Origin of the sequence: Paenibacillus sp. LjRoot56 (assembly GCF_964253335.1) — a bacterium.
GTDB lineage: Bacteria > Bacillota > Bacilli > Paenibacillales > NBRC-103111 > Paenibacillus_E > Paenibacillus_E allorhizoplanae.
The window spans coordinates 1,424,984-1,446,190 of the sequence record NZ_CAXURV020000003.1 but is presented as its reverse complement, the minus strand read 5'-3'; the positions used below and the strand labels follow the sequence as shown (position 1 = coordinate 1,446,190).

Genomic DNA, 21,207 nt, shown 5'->3' with positions numbered 1-21,207 from the left:
TTTCCCAGTCGGATGCAATTGCGCATTTGGACATAAAAAACAGCACCCCCATGGTTAGTTATTAACCAAGGAGGTGCTGTTTTTGTTTTACGAAACCAACCCATACTTTTCTTTTATTCGATCTAATTTTTCAAGCATAGGTCGTGCTAGGATATATAGGAATATGACAGATGCTATGGCATGAATCAAATCGAATGGAACTCCTCGGATACATGCAAGTGTAAGTGCGCCTATTGTGGGTTTTGATCCTGTCATTACGACGGAAGAAAAATTCATGATCATACCATAAATGAGAAATGTCGCTGATCCTCCAAACGTACAGAGAGCAATTCTGTTTCTGCGTAGAATACCTTTTTTGAACAGTGCTCCAGCAAGAAATCCAATGATCCCGAAAGCGAACATCTGCCAGGGTGTCCAAGGCCCTTGACCAAAAAAGTAATTCGATACAAAACCTGTGACTGCACCGACTAGGAAGCCGGTTTCAGCTCCTAATGCGATACCGGAAAGAATAACAATCGCAACAACGGGTTTAAATTGAGGAACCATGAAGAATGCCATTCTGCCAGTTACACCAATCGCACATAGCACCGCTATGACTACAAGCTCTCTTGCCTGCGGCTTTCGCCCCTCGAAAATCATCATGAAAGGTAGCAAGGTTTCCAAAATGATAAGCATGCTAATAAAATAGTATTTTCTATCGTCCAAATAATAAATGCCAAACCAAATAGTTAATGGAATTAATAAAAGAATCATGAGCATGGCGGTCAATGTGCGTTTGGAGAGACTTCTTTGTTCGACTGGTGTTTGCTCATTAGGGACTGATACGGTTGAGATAGTGCTATGTTTACGGAACGATGGAGGTAGTTGCACCTTTGGTTTTGTGTCCACATTATGCATTTCTTCATTGCCATTAAAGGCCTTAATGATGTCATTGGTTGTAATGGCTTTTGGAATCAAATCTCTGGCCATTCGGCTTGCAGAAGTGGTATAAAAGCTATTTCCAGCAAAAAAATCCTGTGGATTGCCCTCGGATACGATCGCCCCGTCAAAGAACATCGCACACCTGTCAGCAAAGCTAGCGCAAAACTCGATATCATGACTGACCATAACAATGGTCGTTCCTTGTTGTTTTAAATTGATTAAAATTTCGGCAAACATCAATTTGTAATGTGCGTCTAGACCTTTCGTCGGTTCGTCCAACAGAAGAATGGCTGGCTGAAGAAGTAAGATCTTAGCAAGAGCGGCACGTTGTTGCTCCCCTCCAGACAAATCATAAGGATGTCGGTCGAGAAGTTGCTGTAACATACATAACTCCGAAACTTCATCGATACATTGTTGCCTATATGCCATGTCCAGCTTGCTTCCGGATAGCATCTCCAAAAGATCAGCTTTCACTGTTTTTTGTACAAAAAGCGCTTGCGGATTCTGAGGGAGAACACCAAGAAGTCCATTGAATTTCTCACTGTCCGAATACTTGTCAATGGGTTTCCCATTCATCAGGACAGTTCCACGATAATGTTTGCGAAGTCCAGATATCAGAGAAAGGGTGGTTGTTTTACCCGATCCATTACCACCAACAATCGCATAAATTTCACCTGGAAATGCACGTAAGCTCAGGCCTTTCACCACATCAGGGGAACTTTTTTCATATTTAAACCATACTTCGTTTAGCTCGATCGCAGGTTCATCTTTACGCACTGGATGATCAGCTGGAAGGATGTCTTTCGTGAATTCTTGCTGATGTGCAAGTACATGTAAGAATTCTCTTCCCTCACGGACTGTAATGGGGCAAGGGAGCTGGTTCTCAATTCTTGCATACACACGCATGGGAGTAGGCATTGCAACAAACATGTCGTGCTGCATATCCCGAAGTTGTTCACCGACTTCCTTCGGTGTTCCAGCTATGAGTATTTCACCATTATCCATCACAATTGCACGATCTGACAGCGGAAGGACCTCTTCGAGTCGATGCTCGGATATGAGAATCGTGACCCCAAGTTCTCGGTTGATTTTCCCAATGGCGGCTAGAAATTCCGCTGCAGCAATAGGATCGAGTTGACTGGTAGGCTCATCCAATATCAATATTTTCGGCTGCATGGTCATAATGGAAGCAAGATTCAGCAGCTGTTTCTGACCGCCTGATAATTCGGTAACTGGTTTGTGAAACCATTCCTGTATGCCGAAGAAACTTGCCATTTCAGCAACACGTCGACGAATCTCGAGGGTGTCGTAACCAAGGCTTTCAAGACCAAAAGCAAGCTCATGCCAAACCTTGTCTGTTACAATCTGGTTGTCAGGAGACTGTAGGACATAGCCTATTTGAGCGACTTGTATACGTCGGTCTAGATGTTCAAGGGGCATCCCATCAAATAAAATTTCCCCACTTCGCGCTCCGTGCGGTGTAAGATCTGTTTTCAAATGTCGTAAGAGGGTTGATTTGCCGCATCCTGACTTACCACAGATGGTAATAAATTCACCTTGTTTTATAGTCAAAGTTACGTCACGTAACGCATTCCCATGGGATCCAGGATAGGAGAATGTTAGTTGTCGGATTGTAAAGACTTCCATTTGATATCCTCCGAAATATTTATAATAAGCGGTATTGCGCATAGGAATGCATAAGTCGTAAAGACACTGATACTGTAAAATGAAAGCCCTACACCTCGCATGGAAGGGAAGTATCGGAAATACATAGCCTTCGTTACAGCTCCTATTAGGATATAACCTCCGCTTACAACTAGAGTGATTAGTGCAGTTTTATCGCGGCTATCCAATGTAAATATGGAAAATGCGGTTCTTCCCTGTAATCCGTACCCTCGGCTTTTCATCGAATCTGCTGTTTCAATGGCATTCTCAAGCATCCAGGTCACCATGATAGATAGAATCCGAATACCATGCTTGATTCTATGAATGAGACTACCTGTGGATATATCCCGACCGATACATTTTTGGGCATTAGAAACGATGGTAATCTGAGCCTTTAAGCGGGGTACAAAACGCAGCACCATCGAAAAAATGAGCGATAAAGCAGGAATGACTTTTCCAAACAAATAAATAAATTTATCAGAAGTCATCACAGCGTTATAGCAAGAAAACCAACAGATAACGGAAATGAACATGGTTGCTGCTGCAAGACCATAGGTAATAGATTCTAGGGTTAGCGGATTTCCGTTATGCAAGTACATTAATATCGTAACGCCTTCGTGATTAAAGGCAGGATTGATTAGTGCAGTTATGACAAGAAAAGGGAGCATATAGAGAAAGTTGAACTTGATTGCTTTCTTTCCGTTCAGATAGATGGAATAGGCAAAGGCAAAGCTAAGAGAAATTACTAAGCTTACTGGATGCATGAAAATCATTGAGAACAAGATTACGCATGTAAAATACAAAAAATTGACTAGGGGGTGGAAGCTTGCAAAGGAATCCCTCATTGCTTCTTACCACCGCCTGCTGAATTATAGGTGTCACCGACGTCACGTCCCAAATCACAGGTGTATACCCATTCAATGACATCTCCTTGCTTCAGTTGATAACGACTTGCTCCATAATTAGGGAACCAACCATTTACTTTGTACATCCAACCGGATAGCTCTCCACAATCAAATTCATACAGATTATGGATACCTTCAATATAGGCAGAATTGTAAATAGGGGTGTTCACAAATTCCATATGAATTTTATTCTTCTTCATCTCTCTTTGTAGGACGTTAAATACGGATTCTCCCTCATAAAAAGTAACCTGTTGGGCTTTGAAAATAATGCCGTCTTTCGGCACAAGCTCAACTTTTTCAGGATCAAGTAATTTCATATTATTGAGAATCGTTAGACAGCTTACGGAAAGCGTCACTGTCATTTGCTTGTCAGAAATTTTCGCATTCTGCGGCTCAATGGGAAGTGGTTTTCCTTCAGGAACAGGTTCGGTAAGGTATTGGTCCTTGCCCGTCTTAGGATCAAGCTCCATCGCTTTAGTTGGCGTAGGTTTGGTTTCATCAGGCGTAGTTGATTTTAGCGTTTCCTTGTTCAACGATGCAGTATCCTGAGTCGCCATAGGCACCGGTTTTTCCGTCGCTACCGAAACAGGAGGAGATTCTTGGTCTTTCTCCGACTTGGGGTTATTTTCCACAGTAGGAGTTGAAGACGGTTGAGATAGGGCAGGAGTGCTTGACGTCGTCACGGCTATATCAGAAGAATTAGTATCTTTCTGTTCTACAGGAGGTGGGGTTAGCTCGATAGCTTCAGATAATGAAGGTGAGGATGTCGTTGTCTGCTGCCGCGGCATTCCGCTACTGAAGAAAGCTGCCACCAAGACGATCAATATGATCGTCGCGGCAATGAGTTTATTTTTCGTTAATCGCATTAGTTCGCCTCTTTAATAAGTTTAGCGGTAGAGAGTAAGCGGTAGAGCATCTCGGCTATTTCAGCTCGTGTGACTGCTGTAATCGGCTCAATATTCAGCATATCTTGGGATAGAATATGTTCTCGATAGCTAAAAGCTAGCGCATCCCTCGACCACTCGGCTGTTTGTGTGTAATCTCCAAATTGAGCTAACATATCTCTCGTTTCAACTGTGTTCAAATGGGTATCCATGCCAGTGAGCTTAGCTGCATTGGCGATCATGACAGCAGCTTCCTGCCTTGTAATCGTACTGTCCGGTGTAAAAGTGGTCTCTGACGTTCCGCTTACGATGCCATAAGAATAAGCTGTGCCTACATAGTCAGCATACCAGGCTGTAGGAGGGACATCATGGAATTTAGATTGCTTTTGCATAGGTAGGCCTAAACTTTTGGTTATAATGGTTGAAAATTCGGCACGCGTCATTGTTTGATTAGGTGCGAACTGAGTGTCGGTCATACCGTTAATAATTCCTCTAGATGCAAGGGATGTAATGGCTGCTTTATTTGTATGGTTAGCGATATCAGAGAAAGTCTTATTCGCATCGATAACAGGCATTACTTGTATATCCTTGTGTTTGTTCAGTAAGCCGTTATTGTAGTCAGTTGTTGCTGAGGTAGCTTGCTTGACATCGTTCATTCTATATAGGCTGCTCTTATCCGTGAGGATTCTTTGTACATTCACAAGCCCATAAAATGCTTGCTCTGTCGACATCCCCGTTACTCCACTGCCGTCAGAAGTATGCTTAAATCCCTGTCCTTTGGAATAAAAGGATAGCAAATCATCAACAATGGTATGACCATTCTTAATAAAACGACTATCTTCAATAGTGATACCAAGCTCACATAGCGCCATCAGTACTTGCACGGTGCTCTCCGAAGTTTTCGCGCCCCAACTTGCGTAGCCGCCTTCGTTGTCCTGTAATTTGGAAAGAAGGTTAATTGCCTTTTCCGTAGCTGTTTTTACTCTCGTATCATTTTGATATTTGGCTAGTGCCTGTAAGGCCATGCCCGTAATATCGGGATCTGCCGACACACCCGAAAGTGCAAATCCGCCATCCTGAAGCTGATTCGATAAGATTTCATCTATATACATGTCTCGGGTAGCCTGCGTTTTGGCGGTTGGATTTACCGGTATAGTGTAATTGCCGCTGTCGAGGGAAATTAATGCAAATATAGGACCATTGATACCTTGCCAGATGGTTTTATCAAAGTCCCCGAGCGGTGTAAGCAGATTATAACCTGCAACATGGGTGGGATCTGCGCCAATTGCGGTTAAGGCCAAAATCAAGCGGGAGTATTCCGTGTACTTTTTATCGTGAAGGTTGCCTTGTACATCTTTGACATAGGTTTCAACACCTTTATAATAATCGTCGTAATAGCTTTGAGGTACGTTATAGTTGGAGCGGGCAAGCCCGATAATTGCCCATTCACCGCCTATAGAGCCTACCTGGGGCTTTTTGATAGTTTCAAGTAAATACGCAGCTGTAGACTTTACAGCATCGTCCACAGCCGAATTCGAGTTAGCCGATACACGAACGATGCTTAGACTGCTTGCAAATAGGAATAGAGCCATGAATAGGGTGAAAATCCTATAGGTTAGTTTCATTATTGTCCTCCTAGTAAAATGATAGGGATGATGAGCATACAAAAAAGCCCTTGATTTGAAAGAATCAAGGGCTGTGATGTCAATATGGGTCGTAGACAACAAAAAGGCACCCCCTCCATCGTCCGTAGAGTTTGTGAATACACATTAAGGCTGGTCTCCTGACTCATGCGTCAACGCTTCTCTAACCTTCCCGGTATAGTCATACCAGTGGCAATTCATAGAGTCGCTATTCATTTACAGTGGCGGGACCGTGCTGGATTTGCACCAGACTTCCCAATTAAGCATTACTTATTCATAATAAGCATGCACCTTAACTATCAATTATTTAATTAGTCTAATCATATAGTCAGTTCAATTGTTTGTCTATGGAAGTTTAGTATGGATGTGGCTCTTATAGATGCCATTCAAGATACGGTGATTCACATAATGTGTGTTACAATATTCAAAATTAAGTAAGCTGCTGGTTCGGATTATAGTCGAAGGAGGGATATCCATGACGTTACAACAATTAAAATACGTAATCGAGGTAGCAAATCGCGGATCTATTAATGAGGCTGCCAAAAGGCTGTTTATTTCCCAACCAAGTCTTTCAAATGCGATTCGGGAGTTGGAAGAAGAAATTCAAATCGCTATCTTTGAAAGATCAAATAAAGGGATATCACTTTCCAAGGAAGGTGTTGAATTTCTTAGTTATGCGCGGCAGGTCGTCGAGCAGGCAGAGTTATTGGAAAGTCGATACCTGAATGCGAAGCCTTCATCGCAGCATTTTTCTGTGTCGACTCAGCATTATGCTTTTGCGGTAAATGCGTTCGTAAGTCTTGTTTCGGAGTATGGCCAGGATGAATATGAACTAGCATTACGTGAAACCAAAACCTATGAAATTATTGAAGATGTAAAAAACTTGCGTAGCGAGATTGGGATTTTATATTTGAATGAGTTTAATGGGAAGGTTATAAACAAGCTGCTTAAAAGCGGGAATCTGCAATTCAACAGCCTATTTATCGCCAAACCGCATATTTTTATCAGCATTAAAAATCCCCTCGCGAAGCAATCCATCGTGACTATTGACCAGCTGCAAAACTATCCGTATTTGTCATTTGATCAAGGGGAGTATAATTCCTTTCATTTTGCCGAAGAAATTCTCAGTACGATGTCACATCAGAAAAGCATCCGTGTGAATGATCGGGCCACACTCTTTAATTTGTTGATCGGTTTAAACGGATATACCATATCGACCGGGGTATTGAGCTCAGATTTGAATGGAAATGAGATTATTCCCGTACCTTTGGATTGTGACGAAACGATCAATGTCGGGTGGATTTCCCATAGCCATATTCCGCTATCTAAGCTCGGTGCAGCTTACGTAGCAGCACTCCAACAGGCAATCGCCCCCATGGCATTCTAATATAGCTTTAGGCTATATCTAGATATAGATAATTCCAGTTACGTTATAACTACTTCTCTATGATAAATTTGGTGTAACAAATTATTGCAGAGGAGTTTTGTCGAATGGTAAGAAGCAGTGTATTGGGATATCCGCGTATTGGTGCTGACAGGGAATGGAAGAAAGCACTTGAAGCGTTCTGGGCAGGCAAGCTTGAAGAGTCGGAGTTTGAGTTACAGCTGCAGGAAATTCGTTTAAATCACTTGCGCAAGCAGAAGGAAAAAGGCATCGATCTTATTCCGGTTAACGATTTCAGCTATTATGATCATATCCTTGATACAGCTGCTATGTTTGGCATTATTCCTGAACGTTTTGCTTTTGAGGGGGGCGCAGTGCCCTTGTCAGTCTATTACGGAGTTGCCCGAGGAACGAAGGATGCTACAGCAAGTGAAATGACGAAATGGTTCAACACCAATTATCACTATATTGTGCCAGAACTGACCGGAGCATCTCCTGTCATTACGGAAAACAAGCCTTTAACAGCCTACCGGGAAGCGAAGGAAAAGCTCGGAATCGAAGGAAAGCCAGTCATCGTCGGTCCTTTAACTTTCTTGAAGCTATCCAAAGGATACAGTAAATCAGAAACAGACGCTTGGTTGAGCCGATTGACACCGCTTTATGTACAGATCCTTCAGGAGCTTGCAGAAGAAGGGGTTCAATGGGTACAGATCGATGAACCCATTCTCGTAACGAAGTTAAGCGATGAGGACATGGAGAGACTTCAAAACATCTATGCAACATTTGCTGCAGCTGTGCCAAATCTAAACATCATGTTGCAAACCTATTTTGAATCGGTAGATCGCTACGCTGACATCATCTCTCTGCCAGTGAAGGGGATTGGACTGGATTTCGTTCATGGTCTGGGCGCTAACGTACAGAACATTAAATCACTAGGATTCCCAGCAGATAAGGTTCTGGGTGCAGGCGTAATTGATGGCCGTGGTATCTGGAAAGCATCGATTCGGGAGAAGCTTGAGCTCGTGGAAGAACTCACTAAGCACGTTGCAACGGAGAATCTGGTTATTCAATCGTCGAGCAGCTTACTCCATGTTCCGGTTACGACTGAAAGAGAGACAAAGCTTACTTCTGAGCTGAAGAATGCGCTAGCCTATGCAGAAGAAAAGCTGGATGAGCTTGTTCTTATCACGAAAGCAATCGCTTCGGGCAAAGCTGGGGTACTTGAAGAAATAGAACAATGTGATCGCGCCATCCAAGCACTTCAACAATCGGATGAGCGTAACCGCAGCGATATTCAGCAGTCCGTAGCTGCACTAAGTGTTCAGCAGCCAGAACGTTCCCGTCCTTTTGCCCAGCGTCATGTTGCACAACAAGCGAAATGGCAATTGCCGCTTTTCCCTACAACGACGATCGGTAGTTTCCCGCAGTCTGCAGAAGTTCGTAAGGCGCGTCAATTATGGCGTAAAGGCGAATGGAACAATGAGCAGTATGCTGCGTTCATTCGTGAGCAAATCGATGTTTGGATCAAGCTTCAAGAGGAAATCGAATTGGACGTTCTTGTGCATGGTGAATTTGAGCGTACCGATATGGTCGAGTTTTTTGGTGAAAAGCTTGCAGGATTTGCATTTACGCAAAATGGATGGGTGCAATCCTATGGTTCCCGTTGTGTGAAACCGCCGGTGATATTCGGGGATGTAGCCTTCACAGGGGAAATGACTGTTGAAGAAACCAAGTACGCACAGTCACGCACAAGCCGTCCTGTTAAAGGCATGCTGACTGGACCGATCACGATTATGAACTGGTCGTTTGTCCGTGATGACATTCCTCGTGAACATATCGCCTACCAACTTGCGTACGCGCTTAGACAAGAAGTAGAGGCACTTGAGAGTGCTGGTATTGGCATGATTCAAGTTGACGAGCCTGCTGTTCGCGAAGGTTTGCCGCTGAAGGAAGAGGAACAAGCCGGTTACCTGGCATGGGCTGTTAAAGCGTTCCGCATCGCGACATGCACCGTACAAGACACAACACAAATTCATACGCATATGTGCTATTGCGAATTTCATGACATGATTGATTCGATCGAGGCGATGGATGCCGATGTCATTTCAATCGAAACATCACGTAGCCATGGTGAATTAATTCATAGCTTCGAGTTGAATACTTACAAGCTGGGAATTGGATTAGGCGTATATGATATTCATAGTCCACGTGTTCCAAGTGTTGAGGAAATGACAGCCATGATCGAACGCGCCCTGCGTGTGCTAGATCCTAAGCTATTCTGGATTAACCCAGATTGCGGTCTGAAAACGCGCGGACTCGAAGAGACGGTTGCTTCCTTACGCAACATGGTGGATGCTACTAAAATTGCGCGTGACAAGCATGCTGCTCTCGTATAAATCATTTGAAGCGTTATGGAACCAAAGACCAACAAATCGATTCTAAGGAGTTAGCTAAAGTGGAGCAATTACGTAAACAAGACCCTAAAATTGTTGAAGCGATGAACCTGGAACTTGGCCGTCAACGCGATAAAATCGAGCTGATCGCTTCTGAAAACTTCGTAAGTGAAGCTGTGTTGCAAGCGATGGGAACGGTTTTGACGAATAAATATGCGGAAGGCTACCCAGGTAAACGTTACTACGGTGGTTGCGAGCATGTCGATATCGTTGAGGACATCGCGCGTGATCGTGCCAAAGCATTATTTGGCGCTGAGCACGTTAACGTACAGCCGCATTCCGGCGCACAAGCGAATATGGCGGTTTACTTGGCTGCTCTTCAGCCAGGGGATACGGTGCTTGGTATGAACCTTGCGCATGGCGGTCACTTGACGCATGGCAGTCCTGTTAATGCTTCTGGCATATTATATAACTTTGTTCCTTATGGAGTTAGCGAAAACGATGCACAGATTGATTACAATGAGGTTCGCAAATTAGCCTTCAAGCATAAACCTCGCATGCTCGTGGCTGGTGCCAGCGCCTATCCACGCACGATTGATTTTGAAGCTTTAGCTTCTATCGCGCATGATGTGGGCGCGTTGTTCTTCGTGGACATGGCGCATATCGCCGGACTTGTTGCGGCAGGCTTACATCCGAACCCGGTGCCACACGCGCATTTTGTTACGACTACTACGCATAAAACGCTACGCGGTCCCCGTGGCGGTATGATCCTTTGCCGCAAGCCTTGGGCGGCAGCGATTGATAAAGCGGTATTCCCTGGTACGCAAGGCGGACCATTGATGCATATCATTGCTGCGAAAGCTGTCGCTTTCGGTGAAGCACTCGAACCAGCTTTTAAAACGTATGCTCAAAATGTTGTAACGAACGCCAAGACATTATCAGAAGAGCTCCTAGCTGAAGGTGTTGATCTTGTATCCGGAGGTACAGACAACCATCTGATGCTCATCGACCTTCGCAGCCTCCATATCAGCGGTAAGGATGCTGAACACTTGTTGGACGAAGTAGGTGTAACGGTTAATAAAAATGCGATTCCTTTTGATCCTGCTAAACCGATGATTACAAGCGGGGTTCGTATCGGTACTCCGTCTGTTACTGCCCGTGGCATGGACCAGGCAGCTATGAAAACGATTGCTAAAATCGTCGCTTTAACATTAAAAAATCCATCGGACGCAGCTGTGCATGAACAAGTACGAGGTATGGTAAAAGATTTAACTGCGCAATTCCCGCTTTATCCGGGCTTGAGCTACTAAATTCACTGAATTTAGTTGGGAAAAGTATTTGATCTTTGGATCAAATACTTTTTTTGTTTCCCTCATAATGTTGACTTATCGGAATGAGTGGATTAAGAAGACGATCACATAAGTAAGGGATTGGTGATTATTGTGAAGTATGAGTTCTCTGGTGCTTTGCCAAATCAAAAAATCATATTATCAAAGGAATGTCTCATTGAAGAAGCGAACTGTGTCCTGATTTTTGCCTTCTATCAAGGGGACTTGGTTCTTGTTAGACATCATTCTCGCGGCTGGGAATTACCTGGAGGAACTAGGGAAGAAGGCGAGTCGATTATACAAACGGTAATCAGAGAGATGTATGAAGAGGCGGGAGGAGAACTCGCTTCGATTGAAACGGTTGGACAATATTTGATTTTTGAAAAGGACCATCTTGTATACGTGAAAAATATATATATTTCAAAAGTAAGTATTCTAAGGGAGTTACCGGTTGGATATGAAACGAATGGTGTCATGCTGTTAGATACAATTCCGGAGCAGTTTGAGATCATGAATGACCCAACATTTAGTTCTTTGATGAAGGACAATGTTTATTTAATTGTCTCCGAATGGATAAAGGATCATCGCTTTACGATATAAAAAGCAAAATAACCAAAACCGCAAAGTAACGGTATTTTTGCACAAGATAGCGTCACAATTGTAATCGCATTCTTGGTATGCTAGGAGCAACAAATGTCAGGGAGATGAAATAGATGCTGAAGGTAGCAATTATCGGTGCTGGCGCGATCTCGAAGGCGCATATTGAAGCTTATTTACAATTTCCGGAGCGGTGTACAATTGTCGCGATTAGTGATATTTATGAGGATAAAGCGCAGGAGCGCATTGATCAATTTAAGCTGGATGAAGCAAGAGCGGTAAAAGATTACAAAGAGCTGCTGCTGGAGGACATTGATCTCGTCTCCATCTGTACACCCCCGTACACGCATGCTTCCTTGACGGTTGAGTTTCTAGAAGCAGGATCACATGTGATGGTGGAAAAGCCAATGGCTTCCTCGCTCGAGGAGTGTGATTTGATGAATGCTGCTGCCAACCGCACGGGTAAGCTTCTATCCGTTGTGGCACAGAACCGCTTCAAGACGCCAATGATGAAAATGAAATCCGTCCTGGAAAGCGGCCTGATGGGCAAAGTCGTCCACGTCCAAGTTGATTCCTTCTGGTGGCGCGGTCATTGTTATTACGACCTCTGGTGGCGTGGCACGTGGGAGAAAGAAGGCGGCGGCCCGACGCTGAACCATGCGGTGCATCATATCGATGCCATGCTTTGGATGATGGGCAGTCCGACGGAAGTACAAGCCTTCATGAGCAACGTGTCGCACGATAACGCCGAGGTTGAGGATCTCTCTATCGGTATGCTTCGCTTCGCGAACGGCTCGCTAGGGCAAATCACGAGCTCAGTCGTCCATCATGGTGAGGAGCAGCAGTTGATTTTCCAAGGTGCGAAAGCACGGGTGTCTGCGCCATGGAAAGTGAAAGCGTCGAACTCGACGTCGAACGGTTTTCCAGAGCCGAACACGGAGCTGGAGGAGCAATTGCAGACTTTCTACAACCAACTCCCAGAAGTCATCTACGAAGGACATGCTGGCCAAATCGACAATGTGTTAACCGCGATTGAGACGGGTGCATCCGTGTTGATCGATGGGATTAGCGGTCGTCAAACGTTGGAGCTTATTACGGGGATTTACAAATCAGCGAGCACAGGCGAGCTTGTGAAATTCCCCCTCGATACGCAAGACGCGTTCTATACGAGAAGCGGTGTGATGGCGAAGGCCACTCATTTTTACGAGAAGAACACGTCGATCGAGAATTTCGCGCCACAGACGATTACTACGGGAAGTACTTTTAACTAATATCAGAGGAGACTGACGATAATGCAAAAAAGCGACGGCATGAATTACGCACCACAAGGAAGTTTTAACACGGTTTGTCAGCCAGGGGAGTTTATTTTTGCAGCAGCGGCGCTTGATCATGGGCATATTTATGGGATGTGCAATGGTCTGCGGGAAGCAGGCGGGGAATTGAAATGGGTGTACGATCCGGATCCGGCCAAAGTGGATAAATTCTTGAGCACGTACCCAGGTGTCCGTGCGGCAAGCTCGTTGGAGGAGATTCTAGGCGATGCCGAGGTAAAGCTTGTGGCAGCTGCGGCGATTCCTTGCGATCGCGGGCCGCTTGGACTGCGCGTGATGGACAGTGGAAAGGATTACTTCACGGACAAGGCTCCTTTCACAACACTTGAGCAACTGGAAGAAGCACGTGCGAAGGTAGCCGAGACAGGACAGAAATATGCAGTCTATTACAGCGAGCGTTTACACGTAGAAAGCGCAATTTATGCTGGCCAATTAATTGAACAAGGCGCGATTGGTCGCGTTCATCAAGTCATTGGATTAGGGCCGCATCGCATTAGTTTGTCGAGTAGACCGGATTGGTTTTTTGAGAAGGAGAAGTTTGGTGGTATTTTGTGTGACATTGGGAGTCATCAGATCGAGCAGTTCTTGTATTTTACGGGGGCGAAAGACGCGAAGGTTGTACACAGTAAAGTAGCGAATTACAATTACCCTCAGTATCCGAGTTTTGAGGATTTCGGCGATGCTACTTTGGTCGGGGACAATGGTGCAACTGGCTATTTCCGAGTAGACTGGATGACCCCGGACGGTTTGAGCACATGGGGCGACGGCCGTATGACGATTCTGGGCAGCGATGGGTATATTGAACTTCGGAAATATGTCGACATTGCAAGAGAACAGACGAGTAATCATGTGTACCTCGTGAACAAGGATGGGGAGCAGCATTTCGCCGTCAGCGGCCAGGTTGGTTTCCCTTACTTTGGTCAGTTGATCTTAGATTGCTTGAATCGCACGGAAGTCGCGATGACGCAGGAGCATACCTTTAAAGCAGCGGAACTGTGCCTTATTGCACAGCGCGATGCTATGATCATTAAGGCAGCTGAGTAAGAGTGGCCTCGTACTGCTTCTGTAGTTGCTTGCGATACTGGTGCGGCGTAATGCCGATGTGGCTTTTGAACATTTTGCAAAAATAAGAGCAATTCGTCACACCAATCGCCTCGCCAATGCGAGCGACCGTCTGATCTGTTGACATAAGCAGCTTAACGGCCTGCTGCAGTCGGCGAGCAGTTACATAATCGGAAATGCTGGTACCTGTGCACTCGGTAAACAGATGGGATAAGTGGTAAGGGGAGAGATGCAGCTCTGCTGACATCTGCTCCAAACGCAGTGGTTCGGTGTAGTGCTCCTCCAACCAGCTTAGGATGCGCTCGGCTTGATGGGTTTTGCGCGTAGGGCCAGAACGAATCTGGCCATCGTGCTGCTCCCACAGCGGCATAAAGCTTCGGAAAAAAGCGATGAGAAAGAGGGAGTACTCCTCTAACTCATCGTTTTTATTTATAGAGGGCTGCTTCGTTTCTAAGCTTTGGAATAGGGAATGAAACTGATCCGCCTCGTTTAGTCCATAGAGACAAGGGGCATGCAGCTTGCTGGTATGGATATGCTTGAAAAAAGCCAACAATCGCGGCCAGTGCGCGAAGTAGGATTCATAAACAGATGGTTCATATTGAATAACAGTGCGCGTGAATGGCGTCTCAGGGTCTACCTGAATATGGTGCAGCTGATAAGGCTGAAACACACATAACATCCCGGAGGTTACTTCATAGCTCTTCTGATCAACAATCAACGTGCCGTGGCCCTTGTGAACAATTAAGATTTCTATCCCTTGATGGGCGTGGAACGTGCCCTGAAATTGCTCGGATCCAATGGTTTCTCTCTGATAGGCAAAATAGAGTGGATTCTCGTTCAAACCGATATTTCGAACATAGGACATCAGGGTCACTTCCTTAGCAATACGTAGGGTTTTAGGCGCTCGATACAGCCAAAGTATACAGGAATGAAGCCGTAATCGGCAAGGCATCAGCTGAAGAATTAGCAGCGCAATGAACTCGCTGGGGGATAGAGCTGCTGGAATGGTTAATGGGGTTAAAGATATTGGAGTAATTGGGATCACGTCCAAGACATCTGTCTTGGGCTTTTTGTTGTGCGTGTGGAATTCCATCCGCATCACCTTCTAATCCATTTCTAATTTTCAGATGAGAGAATGTGATCTAAGGGAAGGAGGAACGCATTTGTGCAAATATAAGCAATTAGTTGTTTCACATGATAAACCGGTTATATTTTTGGATAATCGCAATCGTCCTGTAGGGACGAAGGAGTCGTTTATTGTATGAGATGGTTACGGGGCAACGAGGGTCTTACAGCTCTTCTATTTCTATGGCCAAGTCTGGCCGGATTTGCAGTGTTTTTCTTAATACCCTTTGGGATGGGGTTTTATTACTCGCTCATGGACAGCCCTGTGGATGGCTCATTCGTGGGGTTAGAGAACTATCGCGAGCTGCTGGGAAATCCCATTTTTCGGCGGGCAGCCGTGAATACAAGTTTGTTTATGGCGATCTGTGTACCGCTTAACATGTTGATTGCACTAGGCTTGGCCATGCTGCTCAATAGGAAGCTGCCGATGCGCCAAACGTTCCGGATCTCGTTCTTGAGCCCGCTTGTTGTGCCTGTGGCCTCGGTGGTGCTGGTATGGAATGCCCTATTCGACCTTCACGGGACGATCAATGCATGGCTCGCTAGCTGGGGGATGCGTCCGCATGACTGGATGGAAAGCGAGGCCTCCTTGTACGTGCTTATTATTGTCTATCTGTGGAAAAACATCGGCTACAATATGATCCTTTTCTTAGCGGGTCTTCAGAATATTCCAAACGATTATTACGAGGCAGCGTCGATGGATGGAGCCGGTAAATTCCGGCAGTGGCGATCGATTACTTTGGTGTATTTGACGCCAACCGCTTTCTTCGTGTTCATCATGTCGATTATTAATTCGTTCAAAATGTTTCGGGAGACGTACTTAATTGCCGGAAATTACCCCGATGAAAACATTTATATGCTGCAGCATTATATGAACAACATGTTCAAGTCGCTGGATTATCAGAAGCTCACTTCTGCCGCTTTTCTAATGGCAGTGGTGATTGTTCTACTCGTCTTGACGCTATTCGTGGTGGAGAGGCGCATCAGCAAATCACTCGGATAACGGAGGATAGGCGCTTTGAAAGGAGAACCTGCATGCAAAACATTCGCTTAAAGCCGCTTACCGTCCGCATAGGGCGGAAGTCTGCACGAATCGTGCTCATAACCGTGCTCACCGCGCTGATGGCGGGATTTCTGTTCCCGATGGCGCTGACCATTGCGAACTCGTTCATGGCGGAAACAGAAATTTCAAGTAACTACGCTGCCCTTTCGGGAGATATGGATGATGGTCAATTCGTCACCATGAAATGGGTACCTGATCGTGTCACCTTATCCCAATTCTACGCCGTATTGGTTGGCAGACCGCAGTTCCTATTCATGTTCTGGAACTCGGTGAAAATGACCTTGCCAATCATTGCAGGTCAACTGCTTGTGGCATCGCTAGCTGCGTATGCTTTCGCCCATTTGCGTTTTCGCTTTCGCGAGCCGCTCTTCTTCCTGTACATTGTCACGATGCTGATGCCCTTTCAAGTCACGCTGGTGCCAAACTTTATTGTCGCGGAAAAGCTTGGACTACTGGGTTCGTATGGGGCGATTATCTACCCTGGTATCTTCAGCGCCTTTGGCGTGTTCCTGTTGCGGCAATTCATGATGGTCGTACCTGTCAGCTATATCGAAGCAGCGCGTGTAGATGGGGCGAGCCACTTGTACATATGGACAAGAATTGTGCTGCCAATGTGCGGGACCGGCGTAGCGGCACTTTCGATCCTCGTCTTTATCGATAACTGGAATATGGTGGAGCAGCCGCTGATTTTCTTAAATGATGCGATCAAACAGCCGTTATCTGTGTACTTAGCCGTCATTGGTGACGAGGAGCGAGGTATTGCCTTTGCTGCTTCGGTGGTGTATATGCTGCCGCCACTCTTGGTTGCGCTGTATGCAGAGAAGTATTTGGTCGAAGGTATCCAGCTCTCAGGTATTAAGGGATAAGGACGAATGGATCTATACATAGGAGGAACGTTGTATGGAAGTATTAATGGCCGCCGCCGACGGTGAACGCGCCAAGAAGAAAGGAATCCGAAAGGCCATCTTTGCTTTTATTATCGCTATGGTGGCATTAACATTTTTCTCCAATACTTTGCTGGGTATATCGCTGGCTAAGGTGACGGTGGAGAAGTCTGCGGCGAGCACATTGTCACACGAGGTAATGGGTTCGGGGACTGTCGAGTCGGCCGAAACAGCAGATGTTTATGTGGAGACAAACTGGGTCGCAAACGAGGTCGCAGTGAAGGTCGGGGATAAGGTAAAAGCTGGCCAAGAGTTGGTGGTTTTTAAAACAAGAGAGACAGAAGATTCGTTGAAAGACAATCAGGCGCGATATGCCCAGAAGCAGTTGAGCTTGGAAAAGCTGCAGGAAAACTATCAGGAAACTTTCCGCAGCAGTGATGAGAAACTCATGCGCAGCACAGCCCGTGATATCGAAAGCACACAGCTGGACATGCAAATCCTAGAGCGGCAAATCGCGAATCAACAGCGTCAGCTTGCCGAATCCTCTCGGTTGATTGCACCTGTCAGTGGCATTGTGACAGCAGTTAATGCCGTTAAGGGGGCGCCGGTTCAGAGCGGGAAAGCCGCAGTGAGCATCGCCGATTTGTCCAAGGGTCAGCAGATGAAGTCAATCATTGACGATGCTAAGGCGTCTTATGTAGCTGTGGGAGATAAGACGGAGCTCATTTTTGCCACATTAAACAATGCGAGAATTCCAGCGCAAATCACAGATATTCGGGATGCGGTGAGTGCTAGCGGTCAGTCTGGTGAAAAGGGAAAGGAACTGACATTCACGCTGAAGGATGATCGTTTGAAAGGTGGGGAAACGGGCGAATTCGATATTGTCAAAAAAACAGCCGCATTCCGCTCACTCCTGCCTAACGATGCTGTGCGGGAGGATGATCAAGGGACTTACGTGCTGCTCTTGAAGGAGAAGAAGGGTCCGCTTGGTACAGAGTACGTTGCACAGCGGGCGAATGTCCAGATCGGAGATGCGGATGATACGAAAACATCCATCGAGAATGGCGTTACGCCGCTCGATAAAGTGATCGTGTCCAGCTCGAAGTCAATTGCTGATGGCGACCGTGTCCGCGCGGAGCCATAAATGAGAGGAGAGCAGGATATGCAGCGTTCCCGATTGGCCGCATGGATGGTATTTGCTGGTGTGCTGTTGTTGCTGGCCAGCAGCGGATTAATCGCTTCCTTCGTCAGCGACTGGGAGCAGGCAAACGGTGCTCACGGCGTGCAGCAGCTAACGGTGAATGTGGATCCATCTGCTGCGCGAGCAAGCCCAGTAGGCTCCGCAGAGCGGGCAGGCTTGACCTTGAAAGATGCCGAGCTGTTGACGAAAAAGTGGGCGCCGCTGCCCATTGCCTATACAGCGAGAGAGCAAACTCGCGCGGTATATGGCGCTGCGAAGCTGAATACCGATGTTTACGGTGTGAACGGCGCCTACACGGATTTTAACGAGATGAAGCTGAAGGCAGGTGCTTCGTTCGGGCGAAACTCGGTGGAAGAGCACAGCCGAGTAGCTATCGTGAGCAACACGGTTGCTCAGCAGCTATTCCGTGCCAATCTAGTCGTAGGTAAAACGATTGATCTCTTCGGCGTGAATTTTACCGTCATCGGAGTGTTTGACGATGAAGGCTCTCTGCTTCGGCAGATGTCCAACGATGGCAGCCCGAATGTGTTGATTCCTGTCACGACCTTGTTCGATGTGCAACCGAATGCAGTCATTGAGACGATTCAAATGGCAGGTAAGTCTAACGCGGTTGACGGCGGAGAAAGTCAAGTGAGGGAAGCGCTCAGAGCAATCGCTCACAATCCTTCGCAATTCAACATCGTCAACCACGAGCTTGCTTATACGCGCATGACACAGTGGCGATTCATTCAATTATTTGTCTGTGGGATGATCGCGATCTTCTTGCTCGTGAGGTTGATGGTGCGGCAATTATCCGTTATGCAAACGGTTCTAAGAAGCAGATTGACTAGAGATAATTGGACCGATGTGTTGATTCACGAGCGAAAAGCATTGCTGTTAATTACGCTCGCTATACTCGGCATGGCCGCCTGCATCATGGCCCTCTGGATCGGCATCCGGTTTCACCTCTACATTCCGTTGGAATGGGTGCCAGAACAAATTATTGATGTTTCATTTTATATGGAAAAGCTAATAGGCCTTTGGCAGCAAGAAGCGGCACAGATGGGATATGTCCCATCGCCGCAGGAGCTTTTGACGGACGCCGCTAACCATCTTACAGGCAGGTTATTTATCGCTGGCATGTTGTTCGGCTTGCCGCTGTTTATGCTGGGTGCCCGGTTATGGGCGCTGGAACGAGTGCCTGTATATGCCCAACTGCAACGCGTGTTTATCTATGTGCCAGCTGCAGCTGTTATTATTTTCGCCATTGCCCAGTGGGCGGGGTTGTCTTACCAGATCGAACCGCTGGATTATGCGGTAGTAGGTGCGCTATGCACCGTTGCTATGATTCATTTTAACCCATCAGAAGGAGTGGAATTTTCTTATGCGCAAACTCACAGTTAAACAATCGGTTATTGCTTGCTCGCTCGTTTCTCTCTTATCTCTTACAGCCTGTTCGTCCAATACGACGACTACGACAGGTGACACTGGAAGCACGACAACACCTGCTACAGGGAATAAAACCGTTACTTTATCGGTCATGACGTCCGATCGCTTTCTCGAGCTAGCCAAACAGAAGTACGAGGCCCTGCATCCAGATACCAAAATCAACATTAAGGAGTATGAGGCTGCACCTCAAACGGCGACCGGACAGGGGCAAGGACAAGGCCAACAGCAGCAGATGGTAATGGTGAAGAAGCCAGATCCGAAAAACATCGAGAAATACGCTAGTTCGATCGGCGCAGAGCTTATGAGCGGCAAAGCATCGGATGTGATCGTAACGAGTGGACTTCCTTTTCAGAAATATGCGGACAAGAAGCTGCTAGAGAACATTAGTGACCTGATGAGTAAAGATGCTTCATTCAAAAAGGAAAACTATTACGCAGGTATTTTTGATGCTATGACATATAACGGTTCCTTATACACAGTCCCTATTAAAGTGGGATTAAATATGTGGATTGGTAATCAAGCCCTATTGAGTGGTCAGCAGGTCGATGACGGCAAATGGACTTGGGCGGATTTTAAGAAAAAAGCCAGCGCGTTAGTCTCGGATAAAAATAATGACGGCAAGCCGGACACATATCCGCTCGGTAAAATTGAGCCTGACCAGTTGATTACCTCCATGCTGAACAGCAGCTTCTCTAAATTCGCCGATGTTGGCGCAAAGAAAGCGAAGTTCGATTCACCAGATTTTATTAACATGCTAAAGCTGGCAAAATCCTTGTATGACGATAAATTGATTCTTGCGGATAATTCGGACCCTGACAATGTTGTGTTCCAACCTAAAGGGAACGTGCTGATGTACATGGATATGTATATGATGCCGAAGATGAATTTTGATGGCAAGGGAGCTTACTATAACCTGCCTTCCGAGAGCGAAGCCAAGGGAACGCAGTTCACTTCCTCGTTGCCACTCGCAATCAATAGCAAGTCAGCCAACAAGAAGGAAGCTTGGGAATTCGTGAAGTATTTGCTGTCTGATGAGATGCAATCGTCCAGAGAGCTGAGCGGGATTGCGGTCAACAAGAACGGAGCTAAAGCGCAAATCGACTTGTTGAAAACCTTGGGTACAGCAGGTGAAGGTGGCGCTGGCAAAAGCATGAAGCTTAACATCAATGGCAAAGCAATGGCAGTTACGCCTCCTACAGAGCAAGAAGCTGCCGCTATAGAGAAAGTGCTGAACAATATTAGCGTAAATGGTGAAAGCGATCCGAAAATTACGAACATCGTCGTAGAAGAAACAGCCCCATTCTTCCAAGGTCAGAAGTCGGCTGAGGAAGTTGCGAAGGTGATTCAAAACAAGGTCAGCACGTATTTGCAAGAGTAACATGAAGTGCCGATC

16 protein-coding genes and 1 riboswitch are annotated in these 21,207 nt (G+C 46.1%); of the genes, 11 read left to right on the top strand and 5 right to left on the bottom strand.

All coding sequences use genetic code 11. The features are described 5' to 3' along the window. Positions 1-87: 87 nt before the first annotated feature. The 4 genes from ACSQ8O_RS25420 to ACSQ8O_RS25405 all read right to left on the bottom strand — a co-directional run bounded on the left by ACSQ8O_RS25420 (position 88) and on the right by ACSQ8O_RS25405 (position 6,000). A complete protein-coding gene (locus tag ACSQ8O_RS25420) occupies positions 88-2,568 on the bottom strand; it encodes an energy-coupling factor transporter ATPase (protein ID WP_436243889.1) in 2,481 nt (826 codons plus the stop codon). Continuing rightward, complete coding sequence (locus ACSQ8O_RS25415) at positions 2,541-3,350, bottom strand: energy-coupling factor transporter transmembrane component T (RefSeq protein ID WP_436243888.1); 810 nt, start codon at positions 3,348-3,350, stop codon at positions 2,541-2,543. The genes ACSQ8O_RS25420 and ACSQ8O_RS25415 overlap by 28 nt, the downstream gene beginning before the upstream one ends. A 77-nt stretch (positions 3,351-3,427) precedes the next feature. Next, the gene (locus ACSQ8O_RS25410) at positions 3,428-4,357 is read right to left on the bottom strand and encodes a DUF4430 domain-containing protein (protein ID WP_436243887.1); all 930 of its coding nucleotides are present in this window, start codon (positions 4,355-4,357) and stop codon (positions 3,428-3,430) included. After that, positions 4,357-6,000: an S-layer homology domain-containing protein gene (locus ACSQ8O_RS25405; RefSeq protein ID WP_436243886.1), complete on the bottom strand. Its 1,644-nt coding sequence runs from the start codon at positions 5,998-6,000 to the stop codon at positions 4,357-4,359. The genes ACSQ8O_RS25410 and ACSQ8O_RS25405 overlap by 1 nt, the downstream gene beginning before the upstream one ends. A gap of 131 nt (positions 6,001-6,131) precedes the next feature. Further along, positions 6,132-6,328: riboswitch (cobalamin riboswitch) on the bottom strand. Between the two features lie 165 nt (positions 6,329-6,493). On the opposite strand from ACSQ8O_RS25405, the gene ACSQ8O_RS25400 reads away from it, so the two are divergent. From ACSQ8O_RS25400 to ACSQ8O_RS25375, 6 genes are all read left to right on the top strand, one after another. Continuing rightward, entirely contained in the window at positions 6,494-7,405 is a 912-nt protein-coding gene (locus tag ACSQ8O_RS25400) for a LysR family transcriptional regulator (RefSeq protein WP_436243885.1), read from the top strand. Between the two features lie 104 nt (positions 7,406-7,509). After that, positions 7,510-9,798 carry a 5-methyltetrahydropteroyltriglutamate--homocysteine S-methyltransferase gene (gene metE, locus ACSQ8O_RS25395; RefSeq protein ID WP_436243884.1) on the top strand — a complete coding sequence of 763 codons (2,289 nt, stop codon included), beginning with the start codon at positions 7,510-7,512 and terminating at the stop codon, positions 9,796-9,798. 59 nt (positions 9,799-9,857) lie between these two features. Then, the gene (gene glyA / locus ACSQ8O_RS25390; protein ID WP_436243883.1) at positions 9,858-11,105 is read left to right on the top strand and encodes a serine hydroxymethyltransferase; all 1,248 of its coding nucleotides are present in this window, start codon (positions 9,858-9,860) and stop codon (positions 11,103-11,105) included. A gap of 123 nt (positions 11,106-11,228) precedes the next feature. Next, a complete protein-coding gene (locus tag ACSQ8O_RS25385) occupies positions 11,229-11,723 on the top strand; it encodes an NUDIX domain-containing protein (RefSeq protein ID WP_436243952.1) in 495 nt (164 codons plus the stop codon). A 113-nt stretch (positions 11,724-11,836) separates the two neighbouring features. Continuing rightward, positions 11,837-12,991 (top strand): Gfo/Idh/MocA family protein, encoded by a 1,155-nt coding sequence (locus ACSQ8O_RS25380; protein WP_436243882.1) that lies wholly within the window; start codon positions 11,837-11,839, stop codon positions 12,989-12,991. A 21-nt stretch (positions 12,992-13,012) separates the two neighbouring features. Next, on the top strand, positions 13,013-14,095 hold the full coding sequence (locus ACSQ8O_RS25375; RefSeq protein WP_436243881.1) for a Gfo/Idh/MocA family protein: 1,083 nt from the start codon (positions 13,013-13,015) through the stop codon (positions 14,093-14,095). Here ACSQ8O_RS25375 and ACSQ8O_RS25370 read toward each other — a convergent pair. Beyond that, on the bottom strand, positions 14,079-14,978 hold the full coding sequence (locus ACSQ8O_RS25370) for a helix-turn-helix domain-containing protein (RefSeq protein WP_436243880.1): 900 nt from the start codon (positions 14,976-14,978) through the stop codon (positions 14,079-14,081). The two genes, ACSQ8O_RS25375 and ACSQ8O_RS25370, sit on opposite strands and share 17 nt — an antisense overlap. Before the next feature lie 396 nt (positions 14,979-15,374). On the opposite strand from ACSQ8O_RS25370, the gene ACSQ8O_RS25365 reads away from it, so the two are divergent. From ACSQ8O_RS25365 to ACSQ8O_RS25345, 5 genes are read left to right on the top strand one after another with little or no spacing between them, the layout of a single operon-like run. Next, positions 15,375-16,241, top strand: coding sequence for a carbohydrate ABC transporter permease (locus ACSQ8O_RS25365; protein ID WP_436243879.1), 867 nt, complete (start codon positions 15,375-15,377; stop codon positions 16,239-16,241). Positions 16,242-16,273: 32 nt separating this feature from the next. After that, positions 16,274-17,167: a carbohydrate ABC transporter permease gene (locus ACSQ8O_RS25360; RefSeq protein ID WP_436243878.1), complete on the top strand. Its 894-nt coding sequence runs from the start codon at positions 16,274-16,276 to the stop codon at positions 17,165-17,167. A 34-nt stretch (positions 17,168-17,201) separates the two neighbouring features. Next, positions 17,202-18,329, top strand: a complete 1,128-nt coding sequence (locus ACSQ8O_RS25355) for an efflux RND transporter periplasmic adaptor subunit (RefSeq protein WP_436243877.1) — start codon at positions 17,202-17,204, stop codon at positions 18,327-18,329. A gap of 18 nt (positions 18,330-18,347) precedes the next feature. Then, the gene (locus tag ACSQ8O_RS25350; RefSeq protein ID WP_436243876.1) at positions 18,348-19,769 is read left to right on the top strand and encodes an ABC transporter permease; all 1,422 of its coding nucleotides are present in this window, start codon (positions 18,348-18,350) and stop codon (positions 19,767-19,769) included. Further along, positions 19,750-21,192 carry an ABC transporter substrate-binding protein gene (locus ACSQ8O_RS25345; protein WP_436243875.1) on the top strand — a complete coding sequence of 481 codons (1,443 nt, stop codon included), beginning with the start codon at positions 19,750-19,752 and terminating at the stop codon, positions 21,190-21,192. The genes ACSQ8O_RS25350 and ACSQ8O_RS25345 overlap by 20 nt, the downstream gene beginning before the upstream one ends. Positions 21,193-21,207 lie beyond the last annotated feature (15 nt).

Excerpts from the sequence above, each read along its gene's own strand:
- ACSQ8O_RS25415 (WP_436243888.1), bottom strand. The coding sequence starts at position 3,350 with ATGCATCCAGTAAGCTTAGTAATTTCTCTTAGCTTTGCCTTTGCCTAT.
- metE (WP_436243884.1), top strand. The coding sequence starts at position 7,510 with ATGGTAAGAAGCAGTGTATTGGGATATCCGCGTATTGGTGCTGACAGG.
- ACSQ8O_RS25405 (WP_436243886.1), bottom strand. The coding sequence starts at position 6,000 with ATGAAACTAACCTATAGGATTTTCACCCTATTCATGGCTCTATTCCTA.
- ACSQ8O_RS25420 (WP_436243889.1), bottom strand. The coding sequence starts at position 2,568 with ATGGAAGTCTTTACAATCCGACAACTAACATTCTCCTATCCTGGATCC.
- ACSQ8O_RS25345 (WP_436243875.1), top strand. The coding sequence starts at position 19,750 with ATGCGCAAACTCACAGTTAAACAATCGGTTATTGCTTGCTCGCTCGTT.
- ACSQ8O_RS25380 (WP_436243882.1), top strand. The coding sequence starts at position 11,837 with ATGCTGAAGGTAGCAATTATCGGTGCTGGCGCGATCTCGAAGGCGCAT.
- ACSQ8O_RS25410 (WP_436243887.1), bottom strand. The coding sequence starts at position 4,357 with ATGCGATTAACGAAAAATAAACTCATTGCCGCGACGATCATATTGATC.
- ACSQ8O_RS25350 (WP_436243876.1), top strand. The coding sequence starts at position 18,348 with ATGCAGCGTTCCCGATTGGCCGCATGGATGGTATTTGCTGGTGTGCTG.
- ACSQ8O_RS25375 (WP_436243881.1), top strand. The coding sequence starts at position 13,013 with ATGCAAAAAAGCGACGGCATGAATTACGCACCACAAGGAAGTTTTAAC.
- ACSQ8O_RS25370 (WP_436243880.1), bottom strand. The coding sequence starts at position 14,978 with ATGTCCTATGTTCGAAATATCGGTTTGAACGAGAATCCACTCTATTTT.
- ACSQ8O_RS25355 (WP_436243877.1), top strand. The coding sequence starts at position 17,202 with ATGGAAGTATTAATGGCCGCCGCCGACGGTGAACGCGCCAAGAAGAAA.
- ACSQ8O_RS25360 (WP_436243878.1), top strand. The coding sequence starts at position 16,274 with ATGCAAAACATTCGCTTAAAGCCGCTTACCGTCCGCATAGGGCGGAAG.
- ACSQ8O_RS25365 (WP_436243879.1), top strand. The coding sequence starts at position 15,375 with ATGAGATGGTTACGGGGCAACGAGGGTCTTACAGCTCTTCTATTTCTA.
- ACSQ8O_RS25400 (WP_436243885.1), top strand. The coding sequence starts at position 6,494 with ATGACGTTACAACAATTAAAATACGTAATCGAGGTAGCAAATCGCGGA.